Consider the following 13,008-nt stretch of genomic DNA (forward strand, 5'->3'; position numbering starts at 1 on the left):
ACGTGTTCGGGCGTCGGTAGAGCGCCTCCAGCCCCATCCGCTTCATCGGCGTCGCGACATGAAGCCGACCCACCGGCGTGCCCTCCTGCCGGAGCAGATCGCGCAACATTCGGCTGCCCGCGAACGGGTAAAGCAGGTGCAACTCGTCGATCCGTCGCATGATGGCCAGGTCGGCCTCCGGTACAGGGCGCGGCAAATAGTAAATGCTGCCGCGGCTGATCCCGAGCTGCCGCGCCTGGGCAATCAGCGGCAGCGCATGACCCCGGTCGATCATCGCTTTGCGCTCGGCAACAGACCGGCCTTCCCGAGCGCACCGGCCAAAAAATCGTTCGCCAGCGTCAGTTCGCCGATCTTCGCGTGCAGCACCGTGATGTCCACTGCAGGCTCGGCTGCGACGGGTTCCGCGCCGAACACGTCCGCTGCGCCCTCCAGCAGTCGCGCCCGCCACTGGTTGATGAGATTCGGATGCACGTCGTACTGCTGGGCCAACTCGGCCAGCGTCTTTTCGCCCTTCACGGCAGCCAGTGCCACCTTCGCCTTGAACGCCGGGCTGTGGTTCCGGCGCGGTCGCTTGCTCATCTTGCCTCCTGCTCGCGGCCAGCATGGCCGCTGTCACATCGGCAATCCACTTATCCCCGCTGTGCAGATTTCCCGAACCACCTCTAGGTGGAGCGGCTCGCCCGCACCGTGCAGGCGGTCACCGGCGACACGGTCGAGATGGCCTGGGTGGACCAGGGCTATACCGGCCAGCGGGCGGCCGATGCCGCAGACAAGCATGGCATCGCGCTCGAAGTCGTCAAACTGCCACAGGCCAAGCGCGGCTTTGTTCTCCTGCCGCGCCGCTGGGGCGTCGAGCGGTCATTCGCCTGGGCAACCCGCTTCCGCCGTCTCGTCAAAGACTATGAACGCTATGCTCAAACACTCGCTGGACTTCACGCCGTCGCCTTCGCCTGCATCATGATGAAGCAGGCTGCCGCGATCGCCGCAGGTTCATAACAGCCTCTAGGGCCATCCTGATATTTTGCAATAATATGCTTTACTAGATCTAGCGACACCCTTCGCTTGACGAAAGACCAACATTCGCGCAGAGTTTTATCTAAATATATCTCTATAGCCGTCATTTTGAGCAATTACGTTGTCGAGCATGACTTGGGGACTATCAAGCCTTACGTAGTTTGAGTGGTCACGGCAGTCGATCATGACCCAATATTGATTACCGAACACGTCAAGGCCGGGATATGGCGATGAATTGGCATTCAAAACGCTGCACCTCCCTTTGAGAGGATAATTTGTAGACTCGGGATGGCAGATTGCCGAGCCACTACCCCTCTCAGAAAAACATCTATTTTGCGGGACCCAGCTTTCCCACCGAGTGAAGCCATATTCTTTGGAGAAGTAATATTTCTCCAAGGCATTGTTCGTCTGATACAGTGCCTTATTAGCAAAGTGAAAAGAGCGTATTGCTGTTAAGGATTTTCCAGCTTCAAAGTGATAGGCGCTTGGCCTGTTCCAATACGTTACTCCAGCGGAGTTACCATTTCCACAGTCGGGGCGATTAGGCGTCACTTGTATATGATATGTTTTAACATTGACACTTGAAGATTGCGGCCAAGTGCTCGGAGGATTTGAGGTAGGAAATAGAATCCAGCCACCCGCACGCTGCGCCATATTTGCAGCGCTGCCGGTTGATGACCAAATCTGATCTTGGCAGCCAGGGTCTGAGGTCCGGACGTAGGACGCGTACGGAGAATGGTTCAGATCAATCAGATCATAGGCGTCGCGATTTTGGTCCCAATTGAATGTGTAATTTGACTGGAAGTTCCCTTGCAATGATTTAGTTATTAATATTTTTGTATATCCATCCATTCCCTGGACTGGAATGCTATTTGAGCCCTCGTATGTTGATATTGAGCCGCCATTCCATTTTTCGAAGTCAGTCATAATGTATGGTGAATTTTCGCCTACCCTGATATTTCGCCGAACTGAACAGTTCGACGGGTTACCAGAAATAACGTTATCTTTGTCATCTGTGCAAACGTCTTGCACGAGATAATCATATAGCTCAACGCCATTTTCTACGGATTCAGGGGGTGCTGTGCAGCTGTATTCCTGAGAACAGTCTTCGATCTGTCTTTGCGCCATATATCTCGAATTGTAGCCATCAACAATTCGGATATTTGAGTCAGGCTGCTTATATTTTCTGCTTGCTGAATGATATTGTGCGAACAATATGTATCCGGCTGATATTGCAGAAACTGCAATAGCGGCGGCCTTATGTCTCATATAGCGAACCCCCTGCAATGACCTTTTTAATTATTGTATACTATGGTTTTAATATAAAATTTAATTCCATGCAGGCCATTCGCCGATCGCCGCCTCGCCAATGACGCAGCCATTTGAATACAATCCATAAGATCCAAGTCTTGCAAATTTTACAATTTGGCCCGACGATATTGCCGTTAGAATCATAGCTCTTATATTATCATATTGCGGGTTGTCTTTTTTAAGGAACACCACATTGGAGCCATTGCAGCTTTGGCTACCCAAATGCACTCCTATTTCGCCATAGAACCCATATGCTATAGAATAGATCTTACCAATATATGTACCATCTGAGGTCGTTCTTTGGGCATCTGCAATCGCCGGATTGGCAAAAAGTGCGGCAAAAACCGTCATATATTTGAAATATTTCATAGTCATGAAGCCTCATTTTCCTACGTTGCTATATATTTACACTGTTATCAGTTGATAAAGTTGAAATTTGTAAGTCATATGGCATGTTTTAATCAGATATTGTAATGCTTTTCTTGTAACAAGTAATTTTTATTTTAATAAGGCAATGATAGTATTTTACTTTGTTTAGGTGTTTGATCCCACGATTTGATGGTGAGATCCTTTCGTTGGCATGGAAGGATGCCGCATGGGACAGGTTCGTCATGTGTGCGCCACGACCACGCACGCCGTCGGAGCAGCAATACAGCACGCCAAGCTTCGCTCGCGACGCTGAGCCGCGAGCTGGGGGGCAACCCGAAGACGGTCGCGAAGTGGCGCAAGAGGGCGACGGTCGAGGATCTGAAGACCGGGCCGAAGGCCCCTCATTCAACGATCCTCACCGAGGCGGAGGAGGCGATAGTTGTGGCGTTCCGACGCCACACATTGCTGCCCCTGGATGACTGCCTCTATGCCCTGCAGCCGTCGATACCGCACCTGAGCCGGTCAGCGCTGCATCGTTGCCTACAGCGGCACGGCATCTCCCGCCTGCCAGACGTCGAGGGCGATAAGCCGAAGCGACAACGCTTCAAGCGCTACCCGATCGGTTTCTTTCATATCGATATCGCTGAGGTGCAGACTGCCGAAGGCAAGCTCTACCTGTTTGTCGGCATTGACCGCACCAGCAAGTTCGCCGTCACGCAACTGGTCGACAAGGCCGATAGGCGCACAGCGTCGGAGTTTCTCGAACACCTGCTGAAAGCCGTACCCTACCGCATTCACACGATCCTGACCGATAACGGCATTCAGTTCGCTGAGCAGCCACGCAACCGCAACACCGCCTGGTCCCGCCAGATGCGCTTCGACATGATCTGCGAGGCCAACGACATCGAGCACCGGCTCACCAAACCGAACCCTCCGTGGACCAACGGACAGAGCCTGCCCCGGCGAAGGCCGGGGTCGAGCGGATGAACCGGACCATCAAGGAGGCGACCGTCAAACGCTTCCACTACGAAAGCCATGACCAGCTCCGGACCCACCTCGCCGATTTCATGGCCGCCTACAACTTCGCCCGACGACTCAAGACGCTCAGCGGGCTCACGCCCTACGAATACATCGCCAAGATCTGGACGTCAGAGCCAGACCGGTTCATCGTCAACCCAATCCACCAAATGCCGGGACTGAACACTATCGGGATGAACCAGGCGGCGACGGAGCAAAACAAACGGGGCGCTTCCCAGCGCCCCGTCCGCAATCACTTCATCGACATACCCGACATGTCATGGCCGGCATGATCGCCGCCCTTCATGTCCTTGCAGCAGTCGCCTTTGCCGTCCTTGCAGCAGTCTTTACCGTCCTTGCAGCACTCCTTGCCGGCGCAGCAATCGGCCGCAGCGAAGGCCGTGGCAGGAACGAGCGAGAGAGCGATAGCGGCCGCAACAAACTTGATGGTCTTCATGTGAGCATTCCTTGAAATGTGATCGTTGGATGTTGGTCGATCACACCGCTCGCGGGGGCGGGGGAGCAGGGCCACCGCAGTGGCCTTCAAGATGCGGATGAGCGGCCATGATCGGCGAAGCGGCGACAGCCGGCGCGATCGTGGCGGCGAGAATGGGATGCGAATCGACAGCAATGCAGCCGCCAATGCACGCCTGCGAGGAAGGGCCCTTGATCGGCTTCTTCACGGGCTGATCGCAGCCCGCCATCATCTGCATATCAGCTGCGGCGATTGGCGTCGCAGCGACTGCAACGGCCTCGCAAACCGGCCCGACCCGCAGGACAAGCATCACCGCCAGGAACGATAACGCGAGAGCACGAACAAGGCGGCCGAGGCTCATGAGCCCGCTATAATGCGGCCGCATCGGGCTGGTCTACAAAGCTTTTGCGAAAAGTGAGATCGGCCGTTCGGCTCGACGCTGGCGCCTTATGGGACGGGGTAGAAACGCAAACCCACTTGACCAACGGCCCGCGTTAACGGAACACAAAGGGAACAAGTAGAGTCTAACCCTTATGTCCGCCGCCCTTTCTTCCGTCGCACCGACCATAGCGCATTTGCGGACGATCGCCACAACCGCGCGATGACGCAGCCCTCCTGGCGGTGATCGAGGATGCGGTGCGCGACGGCACACCGTCTGCCATCGTCGCCGAGGCGAGCAAAGTCTCCATGGTCGCAACCCGCCGTCTGCAGCTGGTAGCGGCCGAGGCTGACATGCCCGTCCTGCTTTTGCGCCGTCGACGTGGTCTGGGCGAGGATCCGCTCGCCGAACCATCTGCGGCCTGGACCCGCTGGAGGATCGGCACCGCACCGTCCGAGCGGCTTGATGTCGCGGGTGTGGGAAGGGCGAGATGGGCGGTGGAGTGCGCTCGCCAGCGTGGGGGTGAGGGGTTCTCCCTGATTGTGGAGGGCAGCGATGAGACGGGTCGTCTCGCTGTTCCTGCCGGACTTGGCCATCGAGCGGCTGAGACGGTTGGAACGGTCCGCTTCGCGGCAGCCTGAACGGCCTGTCCTGGAGCTGCCGGTAGATGACGACCCCGGCGCCTGTTCGGTGCCGCGGGGCGGCGGTTGGCGGCCAGGTGCGCGGTGGGCACGCGAGGGCCTGCCTTCCCGCGCCGACGTCGAGACACAGATTGCGGCGCTGCCAACGCATGCGCAGCCGCCCATGCGCGAGCTCGGCCGTCGATCAGAGGCAGCAAGCCACCCTTATAAGACGGTAATCGCAGGGCATCCCGCGCGAAAAGCATCGCCATTGGATATTAAAACCGATGGCCTTCCACCCTTGGCACTCATTGGCAAAGCTGGCCGGCGCGAGGAGGTGGTTGCTGCGTGCGAAGGCGCGCGGGCGCTTGGCATCCATCCCGGTATGGCTACGACCCACGCGCGCGCGCTGGTATCGGATCTCGACTTCCGTCCGGCCGAGCCGGAGGCTGATGCTGCACTCCTCGATCGCCTTGCGCTGTTCGCGGTTCGGCGCTGGTCGCCGATTGCTGCTGTCACGCCTGCTGATGGGCTCTGGATCGACCTTGCGGGCTGTGCGCATTTGCATGGTGGCGAGGAGCGGTTCTGCAGGCGGCTGATCGCCTTCTGCCGTCGTGCCGGCTTCACAGCGCGCGTGGCCGTCGCTGACACGGCAGGCGCGGCCCATGCCCTCGCTCGCTTCGGCCGCAGCGAGCTCACCCGCGTCGAGCCGGGTGGACGGGGCCAAGATCGTCTCAGCGCGCAGCACCACGGCATATGACTGCGTCGAGGACGTGTGGCGCCGGTCTGGCGCGCAACGTGCCGCGATCGAGAAGCTGGCGGACGGTGACGCCTTCCACAGTTTCGGCGCCGATCGCCGGCAGGGACTCTGGAAGGTGAGGGGGCTCGGCGAGGCCCCATTACCGCTCTTCGCCGCGGCGGACCGCGCGGCCGAGACGCTGAGCGCGGAAGGGATTGAGCCCGAGGTGCAGCTACGGGCGCTGACCGACGGCCGCGAGGTAATCGAGGATTATCGCAACCTCCAGCTGTCGCTCCGCGCTCACCCGCTGACGTTCGTGCGCGACGAACTGCGACGCCGCGGCGTCACCCGCTGCGCGGATCTCGCCAGCGTCCGCGACGGCCGCCATGTCGAAGTCGCGGGCATCATCCTAGTCCGCCAGAAGCCTGGTTCCGCGAAGGGTGTGCTGTTCATCACGATCGAGGACGAGACCGGCGTCGCCAACGGCATACTTTGGCCCGACCGCTTCGAGGCGCAGCGCCGCACCGTGATGTCGGCTTCCATGGTCGGTCTCAAGGGGCGCGTGCAGAAGGAAGGCGAGGTGATCCACGTCATCTGCGACCGGATCGTCGACCATGGCGACCTGCTGCACCGTGTTGGCGACATGTCCTTCCCGCACCGCACCGGCCGCGGTGACGCGGGCCAGCATCCAGGCTCACCGGATCGCGGGGACAAAGGATGGCAGCCTGAGCCGCGCAACCAATACTGGCCGCCCCACGCGGACGGTAAGGATCCAGAGGACGTCGTGCGCTTCAAATCGCACGACTTCCACTAATCCGTGTCGACGCTGCCTCGGCACCAGCGCGTGGTGATCGCGCTGTCGGTGCACATCCTGCGTGCCGGCGTGGCCAGGTGCTCGGAAACAACGGTCGACGGCATGGAAGTCCGGCTCGCGCTACGCTGTCTTCTGCCCCACTGCCCTGAACGCTGGCCCCTCGAGCTCTATTGGGATGCCGCATCCCAAACGAACGAAATTGGCAGAGCCCAAGGCGTGACGGCCGCGTTTAACGGGATCGTTCGCCAGCTTCGCAAGGCGGGACGCTATGAGGACGTATCCCCGCTGTGAGCAAACGGCCGACGATCGAGGCACCGTACAAAACGCTCGGCGAATGGGCGACCGATCGCGCCGACATGCGGATCGCATGCGCCTGCGGCCGGAGCATGAATATGCCAGCAAGTCAGATCCTCGAACGCTTTCACGGCGACGGCGATGTCGCATCGAAGGTCATTCGGCTGCGATGCCGAGGATGCGGTCGCCGCGGCCATGCCTCGGTATCGTCGGTGCCGATCCTGCGCCGCTAAGGCATCAGGCATCAGGCATCAGGCATCACCAACGGTCAGGGCAGACCTTCCGCCATCCGCCTTTCCAGCCATGCCGGGCACCTCATCAAGCTGACGAAGATCGGTGAATTTGCCGCGCTCCTCACGGTAGCGCACAATCTCGAAGCCGTGACCTTTAAGCTCGAGGACGGCCTCCAGCTGCTCGGCCGTCGCTGTGTTTACGTTGACGAGAGATCCGTCGTTCATAATCGTCCTTCTCGGTAGTTGGAAAAAACAAACGACAAGCAATTCCGGTTCAGACCGACGCGAAGGAATATTGTGCTACAGGGAGGGATGGCGCCCGGTGACAAATATGACGCTCCAGGCACGAGCCCGATTGCCCTAGGGCGAGACCGGCCGGTGCCATGTCGCTTTGAAAACGATCAGCATTGCCTGGACAGCCTACATCTGCGATCTGGCATTCAAGGACGGTGAAGGCCCGTCCCTGGGGCGTAGGAACCCCTCTGATGGTGTGCACCGGTTGAGAGCTTCTCGGCCGGGTGGCTGTCGTGCATGTCCAAGGTTCTGCCCAAAGACGGCAGCGCCTTGCGGCACACGCAGGGTTCCTAACGCCCGGCTCTGGCAGCCGGGTACCGCCTCTTTGTTGATGAGGAGGCGGTATGAAATCGATCGATCGGGTGAAGGCTGAGGAGCAGTATTTCGCGCTCGACATGATCTGCAACATCGTTGTGACGTACGAGCAAGCGACCCGCGGAAGGCGTGGTCGGGAAACAGGTTTGATGACCCGGGCCGGTATGGATGTCTTTGAGGCGCTATCATTCCAGCGCGGGGCCTTTGCCCGGCCTGTAGCGCTCAGACGCGAAGATTTGATGAAACGCTGCCAATTGAATGGTCGCCGAATTGATCAAGCCGTCCGACGCCTGATCGCTGAAGGTTTCATAACTATCAGCGGGCTACCCGACCAACGTATGGTTCAACTCTATATACCTGCACGTGCGTTTAAGACCTTTCAGCACATCGTCAATGGCCCGGAGGGAGGCTCCGCAAGAACCCCGCTTGAGCGCGACGAGTTAGATATTGCTCTCGCCTGGCTTGATGATCCATCATTTGAAAATTACGCTGAGTGGGAACCTATACTGTCCAAGGACCGCTGGCTCGGTCGTTCCGACCGACCTGATTCGGAAGATCAGCTTCAAAATTACGAGCCAAATGCCTGATCCTAAGGTATGATGAAGCTATGCCTTACGCACCACTATTGCTCTCCGTTCCCGCAATTTAGAAAAGACACTTTCCGTGCCAGATAGAAATGACACCCCTTTGTAGCAGCGGGGGCAGCGTGGAGCCATCCCACAGCGCAGCGCTGCCCCCGCTGATGCGATAACCTCCCGGCTCCTGACCCCGGACCCGCTGCGACAGCAGCGAGTCCGGTCACACCGCGAGAGCTTTCCCACGAGGATGGTAAATTGGGCACGGGTCTTAACTGCACCCAAGCGGTGATGGCGGATGCTTCCCGTCGAGGCTAGTATCGCGAAATGGCTATGAGTCGGATTAGTCGGTGGCTCGCCGCAGCGCCGTTCGCCTTATTCTGTATTGCTCTTTGGGCATATGCAGGCTGGGCATACAATCGCGCTCCCCACGTCCATGACTTGTATAGGATTGTCAATCATCCTACGCAGCACCACCAAGCGGAGGGTACTGCTCTGTACTTGTTCGGATTTGTCGCAATGGCAACCGCCTGCGGAATGCTGGCAGTTTACTCGTTGAACAGCACCGCCGAGACTTCTGCATCTCGGCGTTTCGGACTGGCAGTTATAGTGATGCTGGTTCTTGGCATTAGCGCATTTACGCGCGTCCAATCGGTTCGAGCGATTTATGGTTTTTAGGTAGCGACAAACCACCTCGACCCTCCCGCAAACGAACGGCGGCCGAGAATGGCCGTGCCGAGTGAGGGGGGAGGCGCGCCTCAGAGGCCAGATTTCCCGAAATCTGTTCCCGATTGCTTTTTCCCAAAGCTGCCCGGCCGACATGGGAAAACGGGAAAGCTGGAAGCGCCTATCTCACGTACTCGCCCAGCCCACGCCCGATCAGTTCGTCGTTCGACAGCCGCGGCCCGCGTTTCAGCTTTGGGGTGCATAGCCGGCGCCGGTCCACCTTCGCGGTATCCGGTTGCGGGGAAGGAGTGAAGATCGTGAAGGACCCGGAACTGCGCGCCGGCTCGTTGTTGTTCCGCTTCCGGTGATGGGGCCTCACATCCTGCATGGCCTGCGCCATGGCGAGCGCCGCTCCTAGGGTCAGGACTCATTGATCACAGCCAGAAGATGACGGTGGCGGCGAGTGCGATGGCGGAGAAGAATGCCGTGGGGCAGCGATCGTAGCGGGTTGCGACGCGTCGCCAGTCTTTGAGGCGACCGAACATGATCTCGATGCGGCTGCGGCGCCGGTAGCGGCGCTTGTCGTACCTGATGGGCTCGTTGCGGGATCGCCGGCCCGGGATGCACGGCTGAATGCCTTTTGCCTGGAGCGCGTCTCTGAACCAGTCGGCGTCGTAGCCGCGGTCGCCGAGCAGCCATTGCGCCTTTGGCATATCGTCGAGCAGTGCTGCCGCTCAACACCTTACGGTCATCAACACGCGGCTTGCCGTGGCTCTTGGGAAAGAACGGACGCAGCCGTTCCATCTGTTCGTCCGTCAGCCAAAACAGGTCGCTCATTCCGGTCTCCTCGCGGAGCCTGAATCAGATCGTCGCCCTCACATCAATGGGTCCTGACCCTAGGCGCTTGCTGTCGACGATCTCGGCCTGGTTCACCTGCCGCATCTTGTCAAAGACGGTGTAGGGGAGGGCCCGATGGTTGTGCCGTACCTCGATACGACCGTCGGGATACTCGCAGATCTGAACACGCTTGCCGGCGAGCGATCGGGCTGCGGGCGTCGGGTCGAGGATGAAGATCGCCTTGTTGAAATGGATCGAGAGTGACTTGGTCACCGTCCGCTCCTCGCGCCAGACCATTTCGGCGTCGACGTCGTCAGAAGGGGCAAGAGGGCGATGCGCATCGAGGGCGACGCGGGGAGGGCGGGCAAACCGCTCATTGTGCTGCGCTAGATACGTCGGGAGGAAGGCGTTGGCGTGTTCGATCGATGAGACACCTTCAAGCCGCATCGCCTTGACCAGTCGGTCCTGCAACGTCCCGTTGGCACGCTCAACGCGGCCCTTCGCCTGCGGCGAATTGGCGCAGATGATCCCGATATCGAGCTTGTCGAGGGCGCGGCCGAGATGGGTCATGCCGTCACCCTCGGCCGTGGCGTTGTCATTGCGAAAGGCGCTGTGCTTGTCCGAATAGAATGCGACCGGCTTGCCGTGCCGCTTCAGATACGCCGTCGTCGCGCGCATGTAGGAGAAGGTGCTCTCGCTCTCCGCCATCTCGAGGTGCATCAATTCACTGGTCGCATCGTCGATATAGACCAGGAGGCTGCAGCGCGGGCCGCGCCCCTCGAACCAGTCATGGTCCGAGCCGTCGACCTGGACGAGTTCGCCACGTCGGTCGCGACGATGTCGCATCTGATGAAGCTGAGCACGTTTTGCCCGCTTGGCAGTCCACAGGCCAGCCTCCATCATCATCAGGCGGAGCGTCTCGTGCGAGATGGAGATGCCGTGCCGCTCGGCAAGATATTCCGCCGCCAGCGTCGGACCGAAATCGGCATAGCGCTCGCGGAAGGCGTCGCTGAACCGGCGGTTGCTCGGACGCCCGCGCTTGCGAGATATCAGGCCGGACGGACCTTCAGCGCGCAGCCGCGCGAGCAGCTTGAACACCTGGCTGCGCGCCAGGTCGCCTTCCCAATGGCCAAAGTCGACCCGCTTAGCGATGTCTGGCGGTCGAGCCGCGATGGTGTGAGCGGGCGGAATGTTCAGGCCGCGTGGTTTGCGAGCGTAGCGACGTCGGCGTTTCCGCCTGCCTGTGGGCAGCAGGCGCGCCAGCTTGGCGGCCTGACCGTCGGGCCCATACACGAACTGGTAGATCGTCTCATGGCTCACCCGCAGCAGGCCTGCGGTACGGTGCCGAAGGTAGCCGGCGATCTGCTCCGGCGACCAGGCGGCTTTCAGTCGGTCGACGATATAGCTGGCGAGCTCGTGATATCGGCTGATTTTCGCGCCCCTAAGCCGTCGCCCAGCTGCCATCGATTGAGCAGTCAGTGGAAAGTATCCGCGAAACATCGGCTCTTCGTCGAACCGGTGATTGCGCTTCAGCTCGCGGTAGATCGTCGACGCATGACGCCCGAGCTCGGCCCCGGCTTGGCGTGGACTTCTGCCGGCGCTCGTCAGCTGATATAGTTTGCGCCGTTCGTCGAGATCCAGATGCGTGTAGCAGCCCATGCGCAATCCTCAGGTGACTGGAGCCCGCACTTAAGCCGGGTTTTCGCACTTCGATCTAGAATGCACCCACTCTGGCTCCTTCAGTTCGATAATATTTCTTATGTAAAGTGTGGCGGTTTGCGTGATGGGGTGTGGAATCCATTACTCATGCATCGATCGGAACCTCAACGATCGCTAATCCCTGGGATACTAGAGGCTATTATGAACCTGCGGCGATCGCGGCAGCCTGCTTCATCATGATGCAGGCGAATGCGACGACGTGAAGTCCGGCGAGTGTTTGAGCATAGCGTTCATAGTCTTTGACGAGACGGCGGAAGCGGGTTGCCCAGGCGAATGACCGCTCGACGACCCAGCGGCGCGGCAGGAGAACAAAGCCGCGCTTGGCCTGTGGCAGTTTGACGACTTCGAGCGCGATGCCATGCTTGTCTGCGGCATCGGCCGCCCGCGGGCCGGTATAGCCCTGGCCCACCCAGGCCATCTCGACCGTGTCGCCGGTGACCGCCTGCACGGTGCGGGCGAGCCGCTCCACCTCGCCGCGGTCCTCGGCGCTGGCTGGCGTGACATGGAGGGCCAGCAGATGGCCCAGCGTGTCGACGGCCATGTGGATCTTCGAGCCCTTCTTGCGCTTGGCCCCGTCATAGCCGGCACGCTCGCCGCTCTCGGGCGTCGATCGAAGCGTCCGGCTGTCGATGATCGCAGCGGTCGGCTCGGCCTTGTGCCCCGCTGACAGCCGCAGCACCGCGCGCAAGTCGTCCACCAGCGCCTCAAAGCAACCTGCCGCCAGCCAGCGCTGCGTCTGCTGGTACACTGCTGCCCAGGGCGGCAGATCGTTCGGCATCCACCGCCATGGCGCGCCCGTCTTCACAATGTAGCGAAGGCCGTCGAACACCTCCCGCAGGTCATGCTCCCGCTGCCCGGCATCCTCGCGTTGCAGCAGTAGGTACGGTGCAACCAGCAACCATTCCTCGTCGCTGACGTCAGATGGATACGGCTTGCGGCAAATGCTCATCCAACACCGGATGAATCAGCAAACCTCTCAAGTCCATAACAGCCTATAGATTCGACTGCAGATCGCTGGGAATGGATGGAGCGGTCTCATTCACTGTTTGAAACTCTGATCCCGACATCATTACCCAGGCGGATACCTACACGCCCCTTGGATCGACGTTCTCGGTTATACGCCTCGTTCTTGCTGATCATTTGATTATCGCGGCGGGCCGCGAGAGGTTTCGATTGCCGCAGGGCCTCGGCATCGGACGGCAAATCTTCGCTCAATTGTTCGGAGGCCGCCGCCTTTGCCTGCGATTGCGCAGCGCCGCTACCCATCGAAACGGGCAAGATCATCGCGGCCAGAAAAATACCGATCATACGGTCCTCAGTTCGTTCATGAGACTCGT

General features: G+C 59.7%; 11 protein-coding genes and 5 pseudogenes. 6 read left to right on the forward strand and 10 right to left on the reverse strand.

Features of this window, described 5'->3' with window-relative positions; genetic code table 11:
- Positions 1-579: pseudogene (locus NS355_RS18275) on the reverse strand (IS3 family transposase); the annotation flags it as partial.
- Positions 580-666: 87 nt separating this feature from the next.
- Here NS355_RS18275 and NS355_RS09420 point away from each other — a divergent pair.
- A pseudogene (locus NS355_RS09420) lies at positions 667-996 on the forward strand (transposase); the annotation flags it as partial.
- Positions 997-1,092: 96 nt separating this feature from the next.
- Here NS355_RS09420 and NS355_RS18725 read toward each other — a convergent pair.
- Together NS355_RS18725 and NS355_RS18730 are read right to left on the reverse strand one after the other, a co-directional pair.
- On the reverse strand, positions 1,093-2,283 hold the full coding sequence (locus NS355_RS18725; protein ID WP_153008160.1) for a hypothetical protein: 1,191 nt from the start codon (positions 2,281-2,283) through the stop codon (positions 1,093-1,095).
- A 60-nt stretch (positions 2,284-2,343) separates the two neighbouring features.
- Positions 2,344-2,694, reverse strand: a complete 351-nt coding sequence (locus tag NS355_RS18730; RefSeq protein ID WP_153008161.1) for a hypothetical protein — start codon at positions 2,692-2,694, stop codon at positions 2,344-2,346.
- 226 nt (positions 2,695-2,920) lie between these two features.
- Between NS355_RS18730 and NS355_RS18280 the strand changes: the two are divergent.
- Positions 2,921-3,896, forward strand: a pseudogene (locus NS355_RS18280) (IS481 family transposase); the annotation flags it as partial.
- Positions 3,897-3,964: 68 nt separating this feature from the next.
- Here NS355_RS18280 and NS355_RS09430 read toward each other — a convergent pair.
- Together NS355_RS09430 and NS355_RS18735 are read right to left on the reverse strand one after the other, a co-directional pair.
- Positions 3,965-4,168, reverse strand: a complete 204-nt coding sequence (locus NS355_RS09430) for a hypothetical protein (RefSeq protein ID WP_058745470.1) — start codon at positions 4,166-4,168, stop codon at positions 3,965-3,967.
- Between the two features lie 40 nt (positions 4,169-4,208).
- Entirely contained in the window at positions 4,209-4,547 is a 339-nt protein-coding gene (locus NS355_RS18735) for a hypothetical protein (RefSeq protein ID WP_153008162.1), read from the reverse strand.
- A gap of 822 nt (positions 4,548-5,369) precedes the next feature.
- On the opposite strand from NS355_RS18735, the gene NS355_RS09445 reads away from it, so the two are divergent.
- From NS355_RS09445 to NS355_RS09455, 3 genes and pseudogenes are all read left to right on the forward strand, one after another.
- On the forward strand, positions 5,370-5,945 hold the full coding sequence (locus NS355_RS09445) for a hypothetical protein (protein WP_244489625.1): 576 nt from the start codon (positions 5,370-5,372) through the stop codon (positions 5,943-5,945).
- A pseudogene (locus NS355_RS09450) lies at positions 5,893-6,738 on the forward strand (OB-fold nucleic acid binding domain-containing protein); the annotation flags it as partial. The gene NS355_RS09445 and the pseudogene NS355_RS09450, both read left to right, overlap by 53 nt.
- A gap of 30 nt (positions 6,739-6,768) precedes the next feature.
- A complete protein-coding gene (locus NS355_RS09455; protein ID WP_231902921.1) occupies positions 6,769-7,029 on the forward strand; it encodes a hypothetical protein in 261 nt (86 codons plus the stop codon).
- A 254-nt stretch (positions 7,030-7,283) separates the two neighbouring features.
- Here the strand turns inward: NS355_RS09455 and NS355_RS09465 are convergent, their stop codons facing one another.
- Positions 7,284-7,490 (reverse strand): ComEA family DNA-binding protein, encoded by a 207-nt coding sequence (locus tag NS355_RS09465; protein WP_058745475.1) that lies wholly within the window; start codon positions 7,488-7,490, stop codon positions 7,284-7,286.
- Between the two features lie 413 nt (positions 7,491-7,903).
- Here NS355_RS09465 and NS355_RS09470 point away from each other — a divergent pair, with 413 nt between their 5' ends.
- Entirely contained in the window at positions 7,904-8,461 is a 558-nt protein-coding gene (locus tag NS355_RS09470) for a hypothetical protein (protein ID WP_058745476.1), read from the forward strand.
- 1,088 nt (positions 8,462-9,549) lie between these two features.
- Here NS355_RS09470 and NS355_RS09480 read toward each other — a convergent pair.
- The 4 genes and pseudogenes from NS355_RS09480 to NS355_RS18740 all read right to left on the reverse strand — a co-directional run.
- Positions 9,550-9,849 (reverse strand): annotated as a pseudogene (locus NS355_RS09480) (transposase); the annotation flags it as partial.
- A 127-nt stretch (positions 9,850-9,976) separates the two neighbouring features.
- On the reverse strand, positions 9,977-11,611 hold the full coding sequence (locus tag NS355_RS09485) for an ISNCY family transposase (RefSeq protein WP_084787770.1): 1,635 nt from the start codon (positions 11,609-11,611) through the stop codon (positions 9,977-9,979).
- A 199-nt stretch (positions 11,612-11,810) separates the two neighbouring features.
- Entirely contained in the window at positions 11,811-12,620 is an 810-nt protein-coding gene (locus NS355_RS09490; protein WP_058745478.1) for an IS5 family transposase, read from the reverse strand.
- A gap of 86 nt (positions 12,621-12,706) precedes the next feature.
- Positions 12,707-12,979, reverse strand: coding sequence for a hypothetical protein (locus NS355_RS18740; RefSeq protein ID WP_153008163.1), 273 nt, complete (start codon positions 12,977-12,979; stop codon positions 12,707-12,709).
- Between the last annotated feature and the right edge of the window lie 29 nt (positions 12,980-13,008).

It is taken from the genome of Sphingomonas yabuuchiae, assembly GCF_001477495.1.
GTDB lineage: Bacteria > Pseudomonadota > Alphaproteobacteria > Sphingomonadales > Sphingomonadaceae > Sphingomonas > Sphingomonas yabuuchiae_A.